The sequence below is a fragment of the Sphingopyxis sp. NJF-3 genome (genome assembly GCF_053514865.1).
In genome coordinates this window covers 227,473-246,844 of the sequence record NZ_CM130726.1, presented here as the reverse complement: position 1 = coordinate 246,844, position 19,372 = coordinate 227,473, and the positions used below count along the sequence as shown (strand labels likewise).

21 protein-coding genes are annotated in these 19,372 nt (G+C 66.3%); 14 read left to right on the top strand and 7 right to left on the bottom strand.

Features of this window, described 5'->3' with window-relative positions:
• The first annotated feature begins 74 nt into the window (after positions 1–74).
• Genes ACOTSS_RS01080 through ACOTSS_RS01065 form a run of 4 tightly spaced genes read left to right on the top strand, consistent with a single transcriptional unit; the run spans position 75 to position 2,669 of the window.
• Positions 75–554, top strand: a complete 480-nt coding sequence (locus ACOTSS_RS01080) for an SspB family protein (RefSeq protein ID WP_448689716.1) — start codon at positions 75–77, stop codon at positions 552–554.
• Between the two features lies 1 nt (position 555).
• Positions 556–867, top strand: coding sequence for a hypothetical protein (locus tag ACOTSS_RS01075; protein WP_448689715.1), 312 nt, complete (start codon positions 556–558; stop codon positions 865–867).
• Complete coding sequence (gene fumC, locus ACOTSS_RS01070; protein WP_448689714.1) at positions 864–2,279, top strand: class II fumarate hydratase; 1,416 nt, start codon at positions 864–866, stop codon at positions 2,277–2,279. The genes ACOTSS_RS01075 and fumC overlap by 4 nt, the downstream gene beginning before the upstream one ends.
• Positions 2,280–2,300: 21 nt before the next feature.
• Positions 2,301–2,669: a hypothetical protein gene (locus ACOTSS_RS01065; protein WP_448689713.1), complete on the top strand. Its 369-nt coding sequence runs from the start codon at positions 2,301–2,303 to the stop codon at positions 2,667–2,669.
• A gap of 30 nt (positions 2,670–2,699) precedes the next feature.
• Here the strand turns inward: ACOTSS_RS01065 and ACOTSS_RS01060 are convergent, their stop codons facing one another.
• The gene (locus ACOTSS_RS01060; protein WP_448691272.1) at positions 2,700–3,254 is read right to left on the bottom strand and encodes a DUF2585 domain-containing protein; all 555 of its coding nucleotides are present in this window, start codon (positions 3,252–3,254) and stop codon (positions 2,700–2,702) included.
• A gap of 58 nt (positions 3,255–3,312) precedes the next feature.
• Here ACOTSS_RS01060 and gmk point away from each other — a divergent pair, with 58 nt between their 5' ends.
• Positions 3,313–3,975 carry a guanylate kinase gene (gmk, locus tag ACOTSS_RS01055; protein ID WP_448689712.1) on the top strand — a complete coding sequence of 221 codons (663 nt, stop codon included), beginning with the start codon at positions 3,313–3,315 and terminating at the stop codon, positions 3,973–3,975.
• A gap of 111 nt (positions 3,976–4,086) precedes the next feature.
• Here the strand turns inward: gmk and ACOTSS_RS01050 are convergent, their stop codons facing one another.
• From ACOTSS_RS01050 to ACOTSS_RS01035, 4 genes are all read right to left on the bottom strand, one after another.
• On the bottom strand, positions 4,087–4,524 hold the full coding sequence (locus ACOTSS_RS01050) for an acyl-CoA thioesterase (protein WP_448689711.1): 438 nt from the start codon (positions 4,522–4,524) through the stop codon (positions 4,087–4,089).
• Between the two features lies 1 nt (position 4,525).
• Positions 4,526–5,308, bottom strand: coding sequence for an SDR family NAD(P)-dependent oxidoreductase (locus tag ACOTSS_RS01045; protein WP_448689710.1), 783 nt, complete (start codon positions 5,306–5,308; stop codon positions 4,526–4,528).
• A gap of 51 nt (positions 5,309–5,359) precedes the next feature.
• Complete coding sequence (locus ACOTSS_RS01040; RefSeq protein ID WP_448689709.1) at positions 5,360–6,529, bottom strand: acetyl-CoA C-acetyltransferase; 1,170 nt, start codon at positions 6,527–6,529, stop codon at positions 5,360–5,362.
• Between the two features lie 193 nt (positions 6,530–6,722).
• On the bottom strand, positions 6,723–7,877 hold the full coding sequence (locus ACOTSS_RS01035) for an acyl-CoA dehydrogenase family protein (RefSeq protein ID WP_448691271.1): 1,155 nt from the start codon (positions 7,875–7,877) through the stop codon (positions 6,723–6,725).
• A gap of 427 nt (positions 7,878–8,304) precedes the next feature.
• Here ACOTSS_RS01035 and ACOTSS_RS01030 point away from each other — a divergent pair, with 427 nt between their 5' ends.
• Entirely contained in the window at positions 8,305–9,174 is an 870-nt protein-coding gene (locus ACOTSS_RS01030) for an SMP-30/gluconolactonase/LRE family protein (protein ID WP_448689708.1), read from the top strand.
• A 77-nt stretch (positions 9,175–9,251) separates the two neighbouring features.
• Positions 9,252–11,453 carry a M3 family metallopeptidase gene (locus ACOTSS_RS01025; protein WP_448689707.1) on the top strand — a complete coding sequence of 734 codons (2,202 nt, stop codon included), beginning with the start codon at positions 9,252–9,254 and terminating at the stop codon, positions 11,451–11,453.
• 62 nt (positions 11,454–11,515) lie between these two features.
• Here the strand turns inward: ACOTSS_RS01025 and ACOTSS_RS01020 are convergent, their stop codons facing one another.
• Positions 11,516–11,884 carry a hypothetical protein gene (locus ACOTSS_RS01020; protein ID WP_448689706.1) on the bottom strand — a complete coding sequence of 123 codons (369 nt, stop codon included), beginning with the start codon at positions 11,882–11,884 and terminating at the stop codon, positions 11,516–11,518.
• A gap of 102 nt (positions 11,885–11,986) precedes the next feature.
• Between ACOTSS_RS01020 and ACOTSS_RS01015 the strand changes: the two genes are divergently transcribed.
• From ACOTSS_RS01015 to ACOTSS_RS00985, 7 genes are all read left to right on the top strand, one after another.
• Positions 11,987–12,892 (top strand): SPFH domain-containing protein, encoded by a 906-nt coding sequence (locus tag ACOTSS_RS01015; protein ID WP_448689705.1) that lies wholly within the window; start codon positions 11,987–11,989, stop codon positions 12,890–12,892.
• Positions 12,893–12,911: 19 nt separating this feature from the next.
• Complete coding sequence (locus ACOTSS_RS01010; protein WP_448689704.1) at positions 12,912–13,115, top strand: toxin-antitoxin system HicB family antitoxin; 204 nt, start codon at positions 12,912–12,914, stop codon at positions 13,113–13,115.
• Complete coding sequence (locus ACOTSS_RS01005) at positions 13,115–13,405, top strand: hypothetical protein (RefSeq protein WP_448689703.1); 291 nt, start codon at positions 13,115–13,117, stop codon at positions 13,403–13,405. Before ACOTSS_RS01010 ends, ACOTSS_RS01005 begins: the two co-directional genes overlap by 1 nt.
• A gap of 97 nt (positions 13,406–13,502) precedes the next feature.
• On the top strand, positions 13,503–14,177 hold the full coding sequence (gene rpe / locus ACOTSS_RS01000) for a ribulose-phosphate 3-epimerase (protein WP_448689702.1): 675 nt from the start codon (positions 13,503–13,505) through the stop codon (positions 14,175–14,177).
• Positions 14,178–14,195: 18 nt separating this feature from the next.
• The gene (locus ACOTSS_RS00995) at positions 14,196–15,947 is read left to right on the top strand and encodes a heparinase II/III family protein (protein WP_448689701.1); all 1,752 of its coding nucleotides are present in this window, start codon (positions 14,196–14,198) and stop codon (positions 15,945–15,947) included.
• A gap of 194 nt (positions 15,948–16,141) precedes the next feature.
• Positions 16,142–17,734, top strand: a complete 1,593-nt coding sequence (purH, locus tag ACOTSS_RS00990) for a bifunctional phosphoribosylaminoimidazolecarboxamide formyltransferase/IMP cyclohydrolase (RefSeq protein WP_448689700.1) — start codon at positions 16,142–16,144, stop codon at positions 17,732–17,734.
• Between the two features lie 207 nt (positions 17,735–17,941).
• Positions 17,942–18,595, top strand: a complete 654-nt coding sequence (locus tag ACOTSS_RS00985) for a YqaA family protein (protein WP_448691270.1) — start codon at positions 17,942–17,944, stop codon at positions 18,593–18,595.
• A gap of 132 nt (positions 18,596–18,727) precedes the next feature.
• Here ACOTSS_RS00985 and ACOTSS_RS00980 read toward each other — a convergent pair whose 3' ends face one another.
• Positions 18,728–19,279 (bottom strand): VOC family protein, encoded by a 552-nt coding sequence (locus tag ACOTSS_RS00980; protein ID WP_448689699.1) that lies wholly within the window; start codon positions 19,277–19,279, stop codon positions 18,728–18,730.
• Positions 19,280–19,372: the final 93 nt, after the last annotated feature.

Below are 19,372 nucleotides of genomic sequence, written 5' to 3'. Positions count from 1 at the left end.
GAGCCTATTTTTCGCGTTGCAAGGCGACTCTCCCCACTTGACCGCCGCGCGCGCCGCGTTCATCCCCCACGGCCATGAGTGACGACGTCCGCGACAGCCTGATTCCCTATGACGAAATCGTGCAGGATGCGCTGCGCGCCGTGGTCGGCCGCGTGCTGCGCCAGATCGAGGGCAGCGACAGCCTGCCCGGCGAACATCATTTCTATATCACCTTCAAGACGCAGGCGCCCGGAGTCGCGATTCCCGGCCACCTGATCGCCAAATTCCCCGACGAGATGACGATCGTGCTCCAGAACCGCTTCTGGGACCTGACGGTCGAGGACGATCATTTCAGCGTCGGCCTGTCATTCAACCAGACGCCGTCGATGCTGACCATTCCCTATGCGGCGATCACCGCCTTCGTCGATCCGTCGGTCGATTTCGGGCTGCAGTTCCAGGTCAGCGACGACAGCGAGGACCCCGAACCGCACGACGAGGCCGACAACGACCGCCCCGACGTTTCGACCGAGGACGGCTCCAACGTCGTGACGGTGGATTTCGGCAAGCGGAAATAGCGTGGCGGGCCCTCCCTGGCCCCCCAGCCGTTTCTGGCAATATTGGGCGCTCGCCGGCATGGTGGTGCTGACCGCGGCCTTCTGGTGGGGTGTCGAGGGCTATGCCATCTTCGAAACCCGCCGGCACGGCCAGATCGCCGAAGGGCTGCTGCGCTTCACGCTGCTGATCCTGACCCCGGCGCTCGTGCTCGTCTGGCTCGCCGCGGCGTGGCTGCGGCGACGGGTGGGCGAAGGCGGCTATTGGCAATTGCTCGGCCTGATCGCGATGATCTGGGCGGGCGCGGTGTTGGTGACGAGGATGCTGGCCGGATGAGCGATACGCGGATCGAGAGCGACAGCATCGGCGAGATCGCGGTGCCGGCACACGCCTATTGGGGGGCGCAAACGCAGCGTTCGATCGAGAATTTCCCCTTCGGCGCGCGCGAGCGGATGCCGATCGAGATCGTCCACGCGCTCGCGCTGGTCAAGCAGGCGGCGGCGCGGGTCAACCGCCGCCACGGACTTCCCGCCGACAAGGCCGATGCGATCGAACGGGCGGCGGCAGAGGTCGTCGCGGGCCAGCTCGACGACCAGTTCCCGCTCGTCATCTGGCAGACGGGCAGCGGCACCCAGAGCAACATGAACGTCAATGAGGTGATCGCGGGCCGCGCCAACGAGATATTGACGGGCACGCGCGGCGGAAAATCGCCGGTCCACCCCAATGACGACGTCAACCGCGGCCAGTCGTCGAACGACAGTTTCCCGACCGCGATGCACATCGCCGCCTCGCTCGCAGCGACGCGACGCCTGCTCCCCGCGCTCGCCCGGTTGCGCGGCGCGCTCGACGCCAAGGCGGCCGAATGGGCCGATATCGTCAAGATCGGCCGCACCCATCTGCAGGATGCGACCCCGCTGACGCTGGGGCAGGAATTTTCGGGCTATGCGAACCAGCTCTATCGCGCCGGACAGCGGATCGAGCCGGCGATCGCCCATGGCACCAATCGCCTGGCGCAGGGCGGCACCGCGGTCGGCACCGGGCTCAACGCGCCCGCGGGCTTCGCCGGGGAATTCTGCGCGGCCTTGAGCGAAATCACCGGTCACCCCTTCGTGCCCGCCGAAAATATGTTCGAGGCGCTCGCCTCGAACGATCCGCTCGTCCATCTGTCGGGAACGCTCAATACGCTCGCGGTCGCGTTGACCAAGATCGCCAACGACATCCGCCTGCTGGGATCTGGCCCGCGCGCGGGGCTCGGCGAGCTCGATCTGCCTGCAAACGAACCCGGCAGCTCGATCATGCCGGGCAAGGTCAACCCGACCCAATGCGAGATGCTGACGATGGTCGCCGCGCAGGTCATCGGCAACCATCAGGCGGTGACCGTCGGCGGCATGCAGGGTCACCTCGAACTCAACGTGTTCAAGCCGCTGATCGGCGCGAACGTCCTGCGCTCGATCGACCTGCTCGCGACCGGCATGGAGGGCTTCGCCGCGCGCTGCGTCGACGGCATCGAACCCAATCGCGCGCGCATTGCCGAGCTCGTCGACCGCTCGCTGATGCTGGTCACCGCGCTCGCCCCCGAAATCGGCTATGACAAGGCGGCGAAAATCGCGAAGCAGGCGCACGAACGCGGCACGACGCTGCGCGAGGCGGCGCTCGATCTGGGCGCGGTCGATGCCGCGACCTTCGACCGGCTCGTCGACCCGCGGTCGATGCTGGGACCGGAACCCGATGGCTCCGCGGGGAATTGATAAGGGCGAAGGAGAGAGAAGATGATGGGACGGATCATCGGCGGCGTGCTCGGCAGCGCGATCGGGCGCGGCAAGGGCAATCATCCCGTCGCGGGCGCGGTGATCGGCGCGGGAACCTTGTTCGCGGCGCGCCGCCTGTTCCCGCAGCGCTATGCGGTGCTCGCAGCGACCGCCGCGGCCGCCTATCTGACCAAGAAATGGGCGGAACGCGCCGAGGCGCGCAAGACGGCCGAAGCGGCGCATGATGCCGACACCGAACTCGCTCGCCAAGGCGTGGTCGACAGCTATGCCGGCACCGCGACCGCACCGACCGACGGCGAGAGCATCGGCGACGCGCTGCCCCCGGCGATTCCGGTCGAGGCGAACGGCAAGCGTCCGTCGCTTCACTGAAACCGCCTGAAATCGTCGCCCCAGCGACGGCTATCCTCCGGCCTGCCATTCCTTCACCGTCTCGATAGGCGAGACCAGCATCAGCACGTTGAGCGTCAGATTGTCGCGGATCGCGAACAGGGTGAACAGCTCGAAGAAGATCGCGATTCCCACTGTCGCCCACCAGCGCATCCGGCTCGCGGCGAGGAATCCGAGCACCATGAAGGCGGCGTCGCTCACCGAGTTGAGGACCGAATCGCCCGCATAGCCATAGGCCATCGTCACCTCGCGATAGCGGTCGATGATCACGGGCGAATTTTCGAGGATTTCCCACCCGCCCTCGATCCCGATCGCGATAGCAAGCGCGACCCACAGCGGCGCGCGCGGCATCAGCCAGCGCGAAAGCCCGAAGAAGATGAAGCCGTGGATGATGTGGCTGAAGCTGTACCAGTCGGAAATCTGCTGGCTGTTCTGGTTCGATTGCACCACGCCATGCCACAGGCTGACCGTGCCGCACGGGCAGATCGGCGGGCGGCCCATCAGGGTCAGGATCGCCGCGAGCAGCGCGAGCAGCCCGGCGGCGACCAGCCATGTCTTGCGCGTCATTTCCGGCATGTCGCCCCTTCCCGCTTGACCGCTGCCCCCGCTCGCGCAATTAGCCCGCATGGCTGATAGCGTCCACCTCAACCGCCGCGGCGTGTTGTTCGTCCTTTCCTCGCCCTCGGGCGCGGGCAAGACCACCATCTCGAAGATGATGCTGAAGCAGGACCCCGACATCGCGCTGTCGATCTCGGCGACGACGCGGCCGCCGCGGCCCGGCGAGACGGATGGGGTCGATTATCATTTCGTCGATGTCGACACCTTCAAGCAGATGGCGGCCGACGGCGAATTCCTCGAATGGGCGCATGTCTTCGGCCACCGCTACGGCACCCCGCGCGCGCGGGTCGAGGAACTGCTCGACGCGGGCAAGGACGTGCTGTTCGATATCGACTGGCAGGGCGCGCAGCAGCTTTATCAGGAAGCCGGCCCCGACGTCGTCCGCGTTTTCGTCCTGCCCCCGACGATGGACGAACTCGAACGCCGGCTGCGCGCGCGGGGCACCGACAGCGACGAGGTGATCGCGGCGCGCATGGCGCGCGCGGCGAACGAGATCAGCCACTGGGACGGCTATGACTATGTGCTGATCAACGACGATGTCGACGATTGCTACGGCGAAGTGAAGGCGATCCTGCGCGCCGAACGGCTGAAGCGCCGCCGCCAGATCGGCCTGATCGGATTCGCCCGCGACCTGATCCGTTCGGTGCCCGAGGCCGATACCAAGCTCTGACACGCTTCGTCATTGCGAGCGAAGCAAAGCAATTTCCAGCTATCGACCTTCGGACAAGGCCGATAGCTGGAGATTGCCGCGTCGCCTTCGGCTCCTCGCAATGACGAAAATTCAGGTCGGCTTCGCCAGATTGGCCTCCAGTTCCGCCACCATCGCCGCGCGTAGCGGTCTAGCCTGATTGTCGGTGCGGCATACGACCACCGTGTCGCAGGTCGCTATCGCGCGGCCGCTCTGGAACATCGCCTGGACGATCGTCCAGCTCGACGTGCCGATGCGGCCGATGCCGGTCGCGATCTCTACGGGGTCGGGGAAATTGCCCTCGGCGAGATAGTTGATCTCGACCGCCGCGACCATCACGCGCTCATTGTCGGGCCGCTCGCCCTGCGCGCGCAGGCGCCAGTTGAGCAGCACGCGGCCGCTTTCGAACAGCGCCGCGAAGGCCACGTTATTGAGGTGGCCGTTGATGTCCATGTCCTGAAACCGCGTCTGATGGCTCTCGCAGACGGGGTAGCTGGCGGCGTCGAGCCGCCAGCTTTCCGGTTTCGCCATATCAGCGCGGCGCCATGCGGATGCCGCCATCGAGGCGGACGTCCTCGCCGTTGAAATAGCCGTTCTCGATCATGCAGAGCGCGAGGTTCGCATATTCGTCGGGGTTACCGAGACGCTTCGGGTTGAGCACCGAGGCGCCCAGCGCATCGCGGACATTCTGCGGCGCGCCCGCGAGCAGCGGAGTGTCGAAGATGCCCGGCAGGATGGTGTTGACGCGGATATTCTCGTTATTGAGGTCGCGCGCGATGGGAAGCGTCATGCCGACGACGCCGCCCTTCGACGCCGAATAGGCGGCCTGGCCGATCTGGCCGTCCTCGGCCGCGACGCTCGCGGTGTTGACGATCGCGCCGCGCTCGCCGTCCGCCATCGGGTCGAGCGTCAGCATGCCCGCCGCCGATTTCGCGATGCAGCGGAAGGTGCCGACGAGGTTGATCTGGATGATCCAGTTGAACGCGTCGAGCGGGAAATGCTTGATGCTGCCGTCTTCCTTCGAGCGGCTCGCGGTCTTGATCGCATTGCCGGTGCCCGCGCAGTTGACGAGGATGCGCTCCTGGCCGTGCGCGGCGCGTGCCTTTTCAAAAGCCGCGTCGACCGACGCGTCGTCGGTGACGTTGCATTCGCAGAAGACGCCGCCGAGTTCCTCGGCGATCGCCTTGCCCTTTTCTTCCTGCAGGTCGAAGATCGCGACCTTGACGCCCTTGGCGGCGAGCGCGCGGGCGGTGGCGGCGCCGAGACCCGAGGCGCCGCCGGTAACGACGGCGGATACGGTGGAATCGAGTTTCATGGGTTTCTCCTAGCTAAAGCCCCTCCCCTTCAGGGGAGGGGTTATTGATCGCTACAGCCGTTCGATGATCGTGACGTTGGCCTGGCCGCCGCCTTCGCACATCGTCTGCAGCCCGTATTTTCCACCGCGCGCTTCGAGCGCGTTCAAGAGCGTCGCCATCAGCTTGGCGCCCGAGGCGCCGAGCGGGTGGCCGAGCGCGATCGCGCCGCCGTGGACGTTCAGCCGCGCGTGATCGGCGCCCAGATATTTGAGCCACGCGAGCGGCACCGGGGCGAACGCCTCGTTGACTTCATAGACGTCGATATCGTCGATCTTGAGCCCCGCCTTCTTGAGCGCGCGCTCGGTCGCGAACAGCGGCTCCTCGAGCATGATCACCGGGTCGCCCGCAGTGACCGACACATGGTGGATGCGCGCGCGCGGGGTCAGGCCGTGGTCCTTCAGCGCCTGTTCGGAGCAGACGAGCACCGCCGACGATCCGTCGCAGATCTGGCTCGAGGTCGCGGCGGTGATCGTGCCGCCTTCCTGGAGCAGCTTCACCCCCGCGATGCTGTCCAGCGTCGCGTCGAAGCGGATGCCCTCGTCGACCTTGTGCCATTCCTTGCCCTCGGCCGTCTCGATCTCGACCGGCACGATCTCGCGATCGAACAGGCCGGCCTCGGTCGCCGCGATGGCGCGGCGGTGGCTTTCGAGCGCGAAGGCGTCGAGATCGTCCTTGGTGAAGCCGTGCTTCTTGACGATCATTTCGGCGCCCATGAACTGGCTGAACATGATGCCGGGATATTTTTCCTCGAGCCGCGGCGATTTATAATTGCCGAGCCCCTCCTTCATGAACAGCGTCGCGACGCTGCCCATCGGCACCCGCGTCATGCTTTCGATGCCGCTGGCGAGCACCATGTCCTGCGTTCCCGACATCACGCCCTGCGCCGCGAACTGCACCGCCTGCTGCGACGATCCGCACTGGCGGTCGATGGTGACCGCGGGGATCGAGTCGGGCAGCTTCGACGCGAGCACGGCGTTGCGGCCGAGGTCCATCGTCTGCTGGCCGCCCTGCGACACGCAGCCGGTGATGACGTCGTCGATCTTCGAGGTGTCGAAATCATTGCGGTCGGCGATCGCGTCGAACACCGCGGCGCCGAGGTCGACGGGGTGCGTGCCCGCGAGCCGGCCGCCGCGGCGGCCTCCGGCGGTGCGAACGGCGTCGACGATATAGGCTGTAGCCATTGGGGAGTTCCTTTCACCTTCTTCCCTCTCCCCTTGCGGGAGAGGGTTGTGGAGACTTGGCGGCTTCGCCGCCTAGTCGGAGCTGGGCGAGGGGGGCGGCATAACGCCAGTGTTAAGCCCCCTCACAAGACTTGCTAGGCGGCAAGCCGCCAAGCCAAGTCTTTCTCTCCCGCAAGGGGAGAGAGATTTCTCGTCAAAGCTTGCGCCCGATCAGTTCCTTCATGATCTCGTTCGTGCCGCCGAAGATGCGCGTCACGCGCGCCGCGCGCCAGGCACGGGCGATCGGATATTCGTTCATGTAGCCCGATCCGCCGAAAAGCTGGAGGCACTTGTCCATCACCTCCCACTGGAGGTCGGTGTGCCACAGCTTCGCCGCGGCGCCCTCTTCGGGGGTCAGTTCCTTCTTCATGTGGCGCGCCAGCGCCCAGTCGAGATGCGCCCAACCGACCTGCAGCTTGGCCTTGAGGTCCGCGAGGACGAAGCGGCTGTTCTGGAAATCGAGGATCGGCTTGCCGAACGCCTTGCGCTCACGCGTATATTCGACCGTGTCGTCGAAGGCGCGCTGCGCCGAGGCCTGCGCGCTGACCGCAATCGACAGGCGTTCCTGCGGCAGTTCGCTCATCAGATAGATGAAGCCCTGCCCCTCTTCGCCGAGGCAGTTAGTGATCGGCACGCGGACGTCGTTGAAGAACAGCTCCGACGTGTCGGCCTCGTCCTGCCCGATCTTGTCGAGGTTGCGGCCGCGCTCGAAACCCTCGCGGTCGGCCTCGACGAGGACGATCGACACACCCTTCCACGCCGGCTGCACCTCGGTGTCGGTCTTGACGCAGACGAGGATCAGGTCGGCGTTCTGGCCGTTGGTGATGAAGGTCTTCGACCCGTTGATGACATAATGATTGCCATCCTTCTTCGCGGTCGTGCGCATGCCCTGAAGGTCGGAGCCGGTGCCCGGCTCGGTCATCGCGATCGCGGTGATCGTCTCGCCCGACACCATCCTGGGCAGCCAGTGCTTCTTCTGCTCTTCGCTGCCATATTTGACGATGTAGCTGGTCACGATGTCCGATTGGAGCGAAAAACCCGTCGTCGCGCGGCCGTAATAGGCGCTTTCCTCGTCGACGATCGCATTATAGCCGAAGTCGAGCCCGAGCCCGCCATAGGCTTCGGGAACCGTCGGGCACAGCATGCCGATCTCGCCCGCCCTGGGCCAGATCGACTTGGGGACGATCTTGTCCTCGGCCCATTGCGCGGCGTTCGGCGCGACTTCCTTTTCGAGGAACTGGCGCACCGTCGCGCGGAACGCCTCATGATCCTCGTTATAGGCGGTGCGCGAGAGGTTATCGAGCGACATCATCTTCCTTTCCTTGGGGCAGCCGAACGCGAGCGGGGAGTCGGCCGCAATTTTCGACCGCCAAGAGACCTTACGTTTACGTGCACGTCAAGTAGAAATGACGCTACGGCGGGAAACTTCTTTCGCGTCGCCGCCGCGAAGGCAAAAGGCCGTAGTCGGTGCATGGCTTCATCCCCACGCAGGCCCGCCCATTTCCAACTTCGTCACCCTGAACTTGTTTCAGCATCCATGGCCGGACCTCTCGTTCCGCGCTGCGTTGAAGAAAACGGCAGGCCATGGACCCTGAAACAAGTTCAGGGTGACGAGACAGTGGGGCGGGTCGGCAACCGGCGCATCTGCAAACAACATGATCGCTGGGGCGACGAATAGGATTGCAGCCGTGGTCGAGCGCTGGGCAGCGACGGCGACCCGCGCTAAAAACCTTTCCATGGTCGATCTTCTTCTCGACGCCGGCGCCTTGCTCGGCGAATCGCCGCGCTGGAGCGCAGGGGAACAGCGCCTCTATTGGGTCGATATCGAGGGCCGCAAAATCCACCGCACCGACCCCGCGACCGGCGCCGACGAGGTGATGATCCTCGACCGGCAGGTCGGCTGCATTGCGCCGCGCACACGCGGCGGACTCGTCGCCGCGATCGAGGACGGCTGCGCGCTGATCGACGCCTGGGGCACCGTGCCGCGCTCCTTCGGCCCGGCGGCGCTCGCGGACAAGCCCGAGCAGCGCTTCAACGACGGCTGCGTCGACGCCCTTGGTCGCCTCTGGGTCGGCAGCCTGACGAGCGACAAGACGAACCCGCGAGCGGCGCTCTATCGCCTCGATCCCGACGGATCGCTGACCGAAATCTTCGGCGGCCTGACGACGAGCAACGGAGCCGCCTTCAGCCCCGACGGGCGCACCTTCTATCACGCCGACACCCCGACCCATGCAGTGCGCGCCTATGACGTCGACGCCGCCGCCGGAACGCTGAGCGGCAGGCGCATCTTCCACCAGTTCGAACTCGGCGCCGGTCGCCCCGACGGCGCCGCGGTCGACGCCGAGGGCTGCTATTGGTCGGCGCTGTGGGACGGCTGGCGCGTCGTGCGCCTGTCGCCCGCAGGCGAGCTCCTCCAGACGGTCGAGCTTCCGGTGCAGCGCCCGACGATGATCGCCTTCGGCGGCGTCGACCTTCGCACCGCCTTCGTCACCAGCGCGGGCAAGAATCTGACCGATGCAGAGCGCAAGGCGCAGCCGCACGCCGGCGGCCTCTTCACCTTCCGCGTCGATGTGCCGGGCCTCGCGCAGCCCGCCTTCGCCGGCTGAGCTTGCGCGGCGCCGTCTTATCCGGCTAGGACAGGCGAATCCGGTTTCGTCCGAAACCTGTTTCTCCGGGAGAGTCCATGATGCCGCGCAACGCGCCCCCTCGCCGCAAGCTGTCGATGCTGCTTGCATCCACTGCCCTGTTTGCGGGTTATAGCGGCATGGATATCCAGACCGCCTCCGCCGCCGAGCCCTCCGCCGCGCCGGCCGCCACCGCACCCGCGGGCGACAACCCGCTGCTCGCCAAATGGACCGGCCCCTTCGAAGGGGTGCCGCCGTGGGACAAGATGGACCCCGAGTTGTTCCCCGACGCCTTCACCAAGGCGATGGCGGAGGTGAAGGCCGAGGTGCGGGCGGTGATCGACAATCCCGAAGCCGCGACCTTCGATAATAGCTTCGTCCCGATGATGCTCGCGGGCGACACGATGGACCGGCTCTACGCGCTGTGGGGCGTACAGACCTCGAACAAGTCGACCGCGCGGGTCGAGGCGATCGACGCCGAATGGAGCCCGAAACTGTCGAGCTTCTACACCGAACTCTTCCTCGATCCGGGTCTCTTCGCGCGCTACAAGGCGGTCTACGACAAGCGCCACGACAGCGGCCTCGACGCGCAGCAAATCCGCATCGTCGAACGTAGCTATGACGAGATGGTGCGCGACGGCGCGAACCTCTCGGCGCCCGACAAGGCGAAGCTCGTCGCGATGAATTCCGAGCTCGAGGGGCTGTTCTCGGCCTTTTCGTCGAAGCTGCTCGCCGACGAGAAGCTCTACACCTTCGTCACCGACGAGGCTGAGCTCGCGGGGCTCGAGCCCGCCTTCGTCGCCTCGCTCGCCGATGCCGCCGCGGCGCAGGGCAAGCCCGGCCAGTGGGCGATCAAGAACACCCGATCGTCGGCGCAGCCGGTGCTGCAGAATGCGACCAGCCGGGCGCTTCGCGAAAAGGTCTGGCGCGCCTTCGTGAACCGCGGCGACAATGGCGACGCCAACGACACCAACACGACCATCGCCGCGATCCTGAAGCTGCGCCAGGCGCGTGCCGAACTGCTCGGCTTCAAGACCCACGCCGACTATCGCATGGCCGACACGATGGCGAAGACGCCCGCCAACGCGATGGACCTGATGATGAAGGTCTGGCCCGCCGCGGTCGCGCGCGTCCATGAGGAGGTCGCCGACATGCAGGCGATCGCCGATGCCGAGGCGAAGGCCGGCAAGGGACCGCAGATCACCATCGAGCCGTGGGACTATCGCTATTATGCCGAGAAGGTCCGCAAGGCGAAATACGACCTCGATGAAAGCGAGGTGAAGCCCTATCTCCAGCTCGACAAGCTGCGCGACGCGATGTTCTGGGAGGCGGGGCAGCTCTACGACCTCGGCTTCCGCGAGAATACGGGCACGATCCCGGTCTTCGATCCCAAGGTGAAGACGTTCGAGGTCTATAACCTCAAGACGAACGCCAATGTCGGCGTCCTCTATCTCGACAATTTCGCGCGCGACGGCAAGCGCTCGGGCGCGTGGATGACGACCTATCGCAGCGAGCAGGGCCTCGGCGGCGAGCGCAATGTGCTCGCGTCGAACAACAATAATTTCACCGAGGGCGCGAAGGGCGAGCCGACGCTCGTCAGCCTCGACGATGCGACGACGCTGTTCCACGAATTCGGGCACGGCATCCATTATTTCCTGCAGCACGTCTATTATCCGGCGCTCGCCGGAGTGCCGCGCGACTTCGTCGAATATCCGAGCCAGGTGAACGAGAATTGGCTGATGACGCCGGAAATCCTGTCGAAATACGCGACGCACTACAAGACCGGCGAGCCGATGCCGCAGGCGCTGGTCGACAAGATCCTCGCGAGCCAGAAGTTCAACCAGGGGTTCGAGACCGTCGAATATCTGGCGAGCGCGATCGTCGACATGAAGCTGCACGACCGCACGACTCCGGTCACCGACATCGATGCCTTCGAGCGCGACACGCTCAAGGACATCGGGATGCCGAAGGAAATCGTGATGCGGCACCGCCTGCCGCAATTCGGCCATCTGTTCAGCTCGGACGCCTATTCGGCGGGCTATTATAGCTACCTTTGGTCCGAAACGATGGACGCCGACACCTGGGCCGCCTTCATCGAGGCTGGAGGCCCGTGGGACCGCAAGGTCGCCGACCGCTTCCGCACCATATTGCTGATGACCGGCAATGAAACCGACCGCGCCGAGGCCTATCGCGCCTTCCGCGGCCGCGACCCCGACGTGAAGGCGCTGCTCGAACGGCGCGGCTTCCCGACCGGCGAATAGGGGAAATAGGGTGGCGGCGACCATTTCGGGCACCGCCGCCCATCGGGGCAAGTCAGGCGGGGCTAGCGCCGCCAGCGGCGTTTGACGTGACCATAATCTTCGCGCGCACCCGATATCACCAGCGTCGCATTGTCGCCGAACTGGGTGACGCTCGTCCCGCCGATGCCGTTGCCGCCGTTCGAATCGACCCACGCGCCGATCGTGCCATGCTGGGTGATGCGGGGGCGGCTGTCCGGTTCCAGCGCCGATACGCGGCCGTCCTGCCCCACATTGGCGCGTGCAGCGGCTTCGGCCTCGGCCTCCATCTGCTCGGGCGTCAGCCGATGCACGACCGCCCGCCCCTCGGCCGGGGCGGACGCGGGTTCAGTCGCCAGCGCGGAACCGGCGGCGGTGAGCGGCAAGGAAAGCGCGAGGATCAGCGGACGGATCATGCGCCGATTGTGGCGGCGCCAACCCTGCCCGCGTATGAATAGGGGCTTGACCACCGCCTAATTCGATATAAAGATGATATCATATTTACATCGGAGGGCGTCATGAATGATTCGATTGCTACGGCCGCGCTGAACCCGACGCGCGAGGTGCGCGCGGCGACCGCGAGCGGCTATCTCATGCTGTTCGTCTGGCTCGTTCTGCTCGCGCTCGCGCTATGGGCGGGCATCAGCAACGGGACAGCGGAGGCCCAGGTCGCGTGGAAATGGGTCGCCGTGGTTCTCTCCGCGGTCGTCGGCACGCTGATCCTCTGCGGCTTCTACCTCATCAATCCCAATGAGGCGGCGGCGATTCAGCTGTTCGGCAGCTACAAGGGCACCGATCGCGAGACCGGGCTGCGCTGGGTGCTGCCGTGGCTCAGCCGCAAGAAGATCGCGGTGCGCGCGAACAACATCATTTCGGACAAGATCAAGGTCAACGACCTGCGCGGCAACCCGATCGAGATGGCGGCGCAGGTCGTGTGGCGCGTCACCGACACCGCGCAGGCGCTGTTCGACGTCGACGACTACAAGGAATTCGTCCTCGCGCAGATCGAGGCCGCGGTGCGCTCGATCGGATCGCGCTACCCCTATGACGATATCGAGCATCAGGAAATCACGCTGCGCGGCAATCATGACGAGGTCGGCGGGGAATTGCGCAAGGCGCTGATCGAGCGGCTCGCGGTCGCGGGGATCACCGTCGACGAATGCGGCCTCACCCACCTCGCCTATGCGCAGGAGATCGCCGGCGCGATGCTCCGCCGCCAGCAGGCCGAGGCGGTGATCGCGGCGCGCAAGAAGCTGGTCGAAGGCGCGGTGACGATGGTCGAGATGGCGCTGACCCATCTGTCGGAGAAGAACGTCGTCGAGCTCGACGACGAGCGCAAGGCGGCGATGGTGTCGAACCTGATGGTCGTGCTGTGCGGCGAGCGCGACACCCAGCCGGTGGTGAACACGGGCTCGCTCTACTGAGCGCCCGCAAGGCCGAACCATGTCCGTACCATCCCGGAAAGCCTTCGCCCTCCGCCTCGATCCCGCGCTCTATGCGGCGATCGAGCGCGCGGCGGCGGCCGACCTGCGCAGCGCCAACGCCCAGATCGAGGTGCTGCTGCGCGAGGCGCTGGCGCGCCGCGGCGTGACGGTGAAACCGCCGGCGCCTCCCAAGCGCGGGCGGCCACCCAAGGAGACTGATTGATGCTGCATCTTTTCCTCGACGATCGCCCGTGGTTTCGCGCCAAGAGCCATGGCTATGGCACCGGCCTGCCGATCGCCTGGCAGGGCTGGGTGATGCTCGCGATGCATATCGCGCTGATCGCAGGGGTGACGATGCTGCTGCACGGCCATCCGGTGGTGGTGGTGATCCTCGTCGTCCTCGCGGCGCTGGCGCCAATGCCGCTCTACCGCGCCCGCACCGAGGGCGGTTGGCACTGGCGCTGGGGCGACCGAGCCGAAGAAAAGCGGCCGCGCAACGGGCGGCGGAAATAACCCCCTGCCGTCAGTGGACGGAATATTCGGGATACCCGGCGCGCCTGCGCGGACGACAGCTTGCCCACCCCTCGCTTGATGGTTAAGGCCGGTCTTCATGACCGCCCCCGATCCCGCCCCCGTCCGCATCGCCCCCTCGATCCTCAGCGCCGATTTCGCGCGGCTGGGCGAAGAGGTGCGCGCCATCGAGGAAGCGGGCGCCGATTGGGTGCACATCGACGTCATGGACGGCCATTATGTCCCCAATCTGACGATCGGCCCGATGGTGGTGAAGGCGCTGCGCCCGCACTCGAAACTGCCCTTCGACGTCCATCTGATGATTTCGCCGGTCGATCATTTCCTCGACGCTTTCGCCGCGGCGGGCGCCGACATCATCACCGTCCACCCCGAGGCGGGGCCGCACATCCACCGCACCATCCAGCACATCAAGTCGCTCGGCAAGCAGGCGGGGGTGTCGCTCAACCCCGGAACGCCCGCGAAGATGCTCGACTATCTGATCGACGACATCGACCTCGTCTTGGTGATGAGCGTCAACCCCGGCTTCGGCGGCCAGAGCTTCATCACGAGCCAGCTCCGCAAGATCGAGGCGGTCAGGAAGATGATCGACAAGTCGGGCCGCGACATCCGGCTCGAGGTCGACGGCGGCATCGACGCCGCCACCGCCCCGCAGGCGATCGCCGCAGGCGCCGACGTCCTCGTAGCCGGCACCGCGACCTTCAAGGGTGGACCCGATACCTATGCGGACAATATCCGGCGGCTGCGCGGTGCCTGACGAGTGGAGGGGACAGCGGTGACCGGCGCGACCGACGAACCCGACGACAGCCCCGAGACGATCGACGACACGATCGAGCCGGGCAAGCGCCTCATCCGCCTGCCCGCCGACAAGGGGCTGTCGCTCGGCGACCGCCTCGCCAATCACATCACCCGCCTGACCTGGCGCACCCCGCTGCACGCCTTTCGCCTCAAGGGCCGCTTCCCGCTCAAGCTGCTCGGGGTGCCCGAGGACCCGGTGCCCGGCGACGCGCGCGCGGGGACCGCGATCCGCGCCGGCCATTTCCTTCACCGCGGCCTCAAGCAGCCGCTCGCCGAACTCGATTTCGCGGCGCTCGCCGTCGCGCCGGCCTTCGCCGACTATCTCCACAGCTTCGCCTGGCTGCGCGATCTCGCCGCCGCCGGCACCCGCGCCGAAACCGCGCCGATCGCCGAACCGCTCGTCCGCCAGTGGCTCGCCGCGCACGGCGAGACGGTCAGCGAACCCGCATGGAGCGCCGAGAACAGCGGCTGGCGCATCCTGTTCTGGGCGAGCCATGCACCACTGATCCTCTCGTCGAGCGACCTCATCTACCGTTCGGCGGTGCTCAACCATCTCGCGCGCACCGCGCGCCACCTCGACCGCATCGCCGACAAGACGCGCCCCGGCGTCGGCCAGCTCGTCGCCTGGGTCGGCATCGTCGCCGCCTCGCTCCTCATGCCCGGCGGCGAGCCGCGGCAGATCTTCGGCGAGGCGGGGCTGCGCAAGGTGCTCGAAACCAGCTTCTACGCCGATGGCGGCACCATCTCGCGCTCGCCGCAGGCGCAGCAGGATGCGATCATGGCGCTGTCGATGCTCGCGCGCATCTACGACATGCGCCGGATCGACGTGCCGCCCTTCGTGCAGGAGGTGCTCGCGCGCGCCGTCCCCGCGCTGCTCGGCCTGACCCACAGCGATGGCGGCATGGGAAGCTGGCAGGGCAGCGGCGCGACGCCCGCCGAGCAGATCCAGGCAATCGTGCAGGCGAGCGGCGTACGCACCCGCCCACTCAAGCAGGCGCGCGACTGGGGCTATCAGCGCCTCGTCGGGAACAAGGTCGTCGTCCTCGCCGACGCCGCCCCGCCGCCGATCGCCCGCGTGACCGAGGCGGGCTGCGCCTCCACCCTCGCCTTCGAGCTGTCGGACGGCGACGAGCGTATCGTGGTCAATTGCGGCGGCGCCGCGCTGACCGGCGCGACGATTCCCGCCGACCTCGCGCGCGGGCTGCGCACCACCGCCGCCCACTCGACGCTGATCGTCGCCGACAGCAATTCGACCGCGATCCTCGCCAATGGCTCGCTCGGCAAGGGGGTGACCGAGGTCGAGCTCGACCGGCGCGAAACGACGCAGGGCAGCCGGCTCGAGATGAGCCACGACGGCTATGCGCGCCGCCACGGGCTGATCCACCGCCGCCTGCTCATCCTGTCGCCCAACGGGCGCGAGCTGCGCGGCGAGGACATGCTGCTCCCCGCCCCGCGCACCCGCCGCAAGGGCGACAAGGGCTTCGCGCTGCGCTTTCACCTCGGCCCCCATATTTCGGCGAGCCTGACCGCCGACGGATTGGGCGGGCTGCTGCGCATCGCGGGCGGGCCGTTGTGGCAGTTCCGCACCTCCGAAGGCCGGCTCGCGGTCGAGGAGAGCCTGTGGGTCGACGGCGAGGGCCGGCCGCACCCGACCGAACAGCTCGTCGTCACCAGCATCGCGCCGGCCGGCGGCGCCAGCATCGGCTGGATCTTCAAGCATATCGGCTGACGCGTTCGAGCGAATCGCCGTCCTCTCTTCCCCGTCCCGTCACCCCGGACTTGATCCGGGGTGACGAAGAAAGCAAAATCACGCTCCTGCTTGCAAACGACGTGACCACCGATAATCGCCGAACCTTGCCCAACGGCGATCAGCGGCCTAGGGCGGCGGCGACTCCTTCCACCGCCAGCCGAGGCTCCCTCCCCATGACCGATCTCGTTCCCGTCCGCCGTGCGCTCCTGTCCGTCAGCGACAAGGCCGGCCTCGCCGACCTCGCCGCCGCGCTCGTTCGCCACGGGGTCGAGCTGGTATCGACCGGCGGCACCGCGAAGGCGCTGCGCGAAGCGGGCCATAGGGTGCTCGATGTCGCCGACCTCACCGGCTTTCCCGAGATGATGGACGGCCGCGTCAAGACGCTCCACCCGACCGTCCACGGCGGCATCCTCGCGGTGCGCGACGATGTGGCGCATGTCGCCTCGATGGAGGAGCATGGCATCGGGGCGATCGATCTGGTCGTGGTCAACCTCTACCCCTTCGCCGCGACCGTCGCCAAGGGCGCGCCGCGCGACGACATCATCGAGAATATCGACATCGGCGGCCCCGCGATGGTTCGCTCGGCGGCGAAGAACCACGCCTTCGTCGGCATCGTCACCGAGCCGGAAGACTACGCCGCACTGATCGAAGAGATGGACGCCAACGGCGGCGCGACCAGCCTCGCGCTGCGCAAGCGCCTCGCCGCGACCGCCTTCGCGCACACCGCGACCTATGACGGGATGATCGCGAGCTGGTTCGCCTTCGCCGACCAGGGCAATCTCTTCCCCGACACGCTGCCGCTGACCGCGAAACTGGCGAGCGAGCTACGCTACGGCGAGAATCCGCATCAGAAGGCGGCACTCTACCTCCCCACCGTCCCCGCCGCGCGCGGCATCGCCCAGGCAAGCCAAGTGCAGGGCAAGGCGCTCAGCTACAATAATATCAACGACGCCGACGCGGCGCTCGATCTCGTTGCAGAATTCCGCGAGGCCGATCCCACCTGCGTGATCGTCAAGCACGCCAATCCGTGCGGCGTCGCGACCGCCGCGAGCCTGACCGAGGCTTGGAACGAAGCGCTCGCCTGCGACAGCGTGTCGGCCTTCGGCGGCATCGTCGCGCTCAACCGACCGCTCGACGGCGCGACCGCCGAGGCGATCGCGAGCATCTTTACCGAGGTCGTCGTCGCCCCCGACGCCGACGCCGACGCGCGCGCGGTCTTCGCGAAAAAGAAGAATCTCCGCCTGCTGCTCACCGGCGAGCTGCCCGACCCGGCCCGCGGCGGGCTGGTCATGAAGACGATCACCGGCGGCTGGCTCGCGCAGAACGGCGACAATGGCCGGATCACCAGGGACGACCTCAAGGTCGTCACCACGCGCGCGCCGAGCGATGAAGAACTCGCCGACGCGCTCTTCGCCTGGACCGTCGCCAAGCATGTGAAGTCGAACGCCATCGTCTATGCCAAGGGCGGCGCGACCGCGGGCATCGGCGCGGGGCAGATGAATCGCCGCGATTCGTCGCGCATCGCCGCCGTCCGCGCGCGCGAGGCGGCCGAGGCCGCGGGCTGGGCGCAGCCGCGCACCGTCGGCAGCGCGGTGGCGAGCGACGCCTTCTTCCCCTTCGCCGACGGCCTGCTCGCCGCCGCCGAAGCGGGCGCGACCTGCGTGATCCAGCCCGGCGGCTCGATCCGCGACGACGAGGTGATCGCGGCGGCGAACGAAGCGGGGCTGGCGATGCTGTTCACCGGGATGCGGCATTTTAGGCATTGATGACGCTTTTCGAATCGTCATCCCGGCGAAGGCCGGGATCTCGCCGGTGCGTCAGGCCGAGACGATGAGATCCCGGCCTTCGCCGGGATGACGAGAAAGGAAAGGATGCTCCTGTCTCGACTTCGCTCGACACGAACGGCATTAGGGGCGGCGCGTGATCTCTCGCATTCAAGGACCAGCATGACCGCCACCGCCCGCAACAAGTCCATGATCCAGCGGCTCTACGGCTGGACCATGGAGAAATCGGCGCATCCGCACGCCGAATATTGGCTCGCGCTCGTCTCTTTCGTCGAGGCGAGCTTCTTCCCGATCCCGCCGCACCCGATGCTCGGGCTGATGTGCCTCGCCAATCCGAAGAAGGCGGTGCGCTATGCCCTCATCTGCACGCTCGCGTCGGTCGCGGGGGGAATGCTCGGCTATTCGATCGGCTATTTTCTCTATGAAAGCATTGGGACTTGGCTACTCGACGCGCTCGGACTGACCAACGGGTTTCCGTCGATGGCTTGCTATTTGCGCGAATACGGATGGCAGATCATCTTCGCCAAAGGATTGACCCCTATCCCCTTCAAGCTGTTGACGATTACGGCCGGTTTTATTCATATGAACTTCGGGGAGTTTATCCTCGCCAGCCTGGCGAGCAGATCACTATCTTTCATGATCGTTGGAATATTATTCCGTCTGTTCGGGGCACCCATCAAAGCATTTATAGACAAGTATCTGATATGGGTATCCGCGGCATTCATTGCTGCGGTAATTGGCGGTTTCATGTTGATCAGCGCACTGTCGGGCGACGGCAAAGCGAAGAAAGCCGACAAATGCAGCGGCGCGACGCTGGAGAGCATCGGGCTGGACCGGACGTAAGGCTCAACAAACATTCGTCATGCTGAACTTGTTTCAGCATCCATGGCCCGCGCTCTCGTTCGGCGCCGCGCTGAAAGGGCGAGGCCCGGCCATGGACCCTGAAACAAGTTCAGGGTGACGAGGCTTTAAGTCCTACTCGTTCGCCGCCGCATGCAGCCAGTCGGCATGGCGCGGCGCCTTCTTGGTTCGGCTCCATTCGTCGAGCATCAGCGGCGCGACGCGGCGGAGTTCGGCATATTGCTCGTCGGTGCCGATGTCGCAGGCGAGTTCGACGCGGTGGCCGTTGGGGTCGAAGAAATAGATCGACTTGAAGATGCCGTGGTGCGTCGGGCCGAGCACGTCGACGCCGTTCGCTTCGAGATGCGCCTTCGCCGCGACCAGCTCATCATAGCTGCCGACCTTGAAGGCGAGATGCTGGACCCACGCCGGGGTATTCTGGTCGCGGCCCATGTCGGGCTGGTTCGGCAGCTCGAAAAAGGCGAGGATATTGCCGCCGCCCGCGTCGAGGAAGACGTGCATATAGGGGTCGTACGCGCCGGTCGACGGCACATGATCCTCGGCGAAGGCGGTGGTGTAGGTCATGCCGAGCATGCGCTCGTACCACTCGACCGTCGCCTTCGCGTCCTTGCAGCGATAGGCGGCGTGGTGGACGCCGCCCAATTTGATCGGGGATTGGCTGGTCATAATATCCAACTCCGTTCGTACTGAACCTAACTCCGTTTGCCCTGAGCTTGTCGAAGGGCCGTTCTTTCTTCGAGCGACGAAGAGAAGAACGGT

Coding starts and splice junctions, on each gene's coding strand:
- ACOTSS_RS01080 (WP_448689716.1), top strand. CDS start 75: ATGAGTGACGACGTCCGCGACAGCCTGATTCCCTATGACGAAATCGTG.
- fumC (WP_448689714.1), top strand. CDS start 864: ATGAGCGATACGCGGATCGAGAGCGACAGCATCGGCGAGATCGCGGTG.
- ACOTSS_RS01065 (WP_448689713.1), top strand. CDS start 2,301: ATGATGGGACGGATCATCGGCGGCGTGCTCGGCAGCGCGATCGGGCGC.
- ACOTSS_RS01060 (WP_448691272.1), bottom strand. CDS start 3,254: ATGACGCGCAAGACATGGCTGGTCGCCGCCGGGCTGCTCGCGCTGCTC.
- gmk (WP_448689712.1), top strand. CDS start 3,313: ATGGCTGATAGCGTCCACCTCAACCGCCGCGGCGTGTTGTTCGTCCTT.
- ACOTSS_RS01050 (WP_448689711.1), bottom strand. CDS start 4,524: ATGGCGAAACCGGAAAGCTGGCGGCTCGACGCCGCCAGCTACCCCGTC.
- ACOTSS_RS01045 (WP_448689710.1), bottom strand. CDS start 5,308: ATGAAACTCGATTCCACCGTATCCGCCGTCGTTACCGGCGGCGCCTCG.
- ACOTSS_RS01040 (WP_448689709.1), bottom strand. CDS start 6,529: ATGGCTACAGCCTATATCGTCGACGCCGTTCGCACCGCCGGAGGCCGC.
- ACOTSS_RS01035 (WP_448691271.1), bottom strand. CDS start 7,877: ATGTCGCTCGATAACCTCTCGCGCACCGCCTATAACGAGGATCATGAG.
- ACOTSS_RS01030 (WP_448689708.1), top strand. CDS start 8,305: ATGGTCGATCTTCTTCTCGACGCCGGCGCCTTGCTCGGCGAATCGCCG.
- ACOTSS_RS01025 (WP_448689707.1), top strand. CDS start 9,252: ATGATGCCGCGCAACGCGCCCCCTCGCCGCAAGCTGTCGATGCTGCTT.
- ACOTSS_RS01020 (WP_448689706.1), bottom strand. CDS start 11,884: ATGATCCGTCCGCTGATCCTCGCGCTTTCCTTGCCGCTCACCGCCGCC.
- ACOTSS_RS01015 (WP_448689705.1), top strand. CDS start 11,987: ATGAATGATTCGATTGCTACGGCCGCGCTGAACCCGACGCGCGAGGTG.
- ACOTSS_RS01010 (WP_448689704.1), top strand. CDS start 12,912: ATGTCCGTACCATCCCGGAAAGCCTTCGCCCTCCGCCTCGATCCCGCG.
- ACOTSS_RS01005 (WP_448689703.1), top strand. CDS start 13,115: ATGCTGCATCTTTTCCTCGACGATCGCCCGTGGTTTCGCGCCAAGAGC.
- rpe (WP_448689702.1), top strand. CDS start 13,503: ATGACCGCCCCCGATCCCGCCCCCGTCCGCATCGCCCCCTCGATCCTC.
- purH (WP_448689700.1), top strand. CDS start 16,142: ATGACCGATCTCGTTCCCGTCCGCCGTGCGCTCCTGTCCGTCAGCGAC.
- ACOTSS_RS00985 (WP_448691270.1), top strand. CDS start 17,942: ATGATCCAGCGGCTCTACGGCTGGACCATGGAGAAATCGGCGCATCCG.
- ACOTSS_RS00980 (WP_448689699.1), bottom strand. CDS start 19,279: ATGACCAGCCAATCCCCGATCAAATTGGGCGGCGTCCACCACGCCGCC.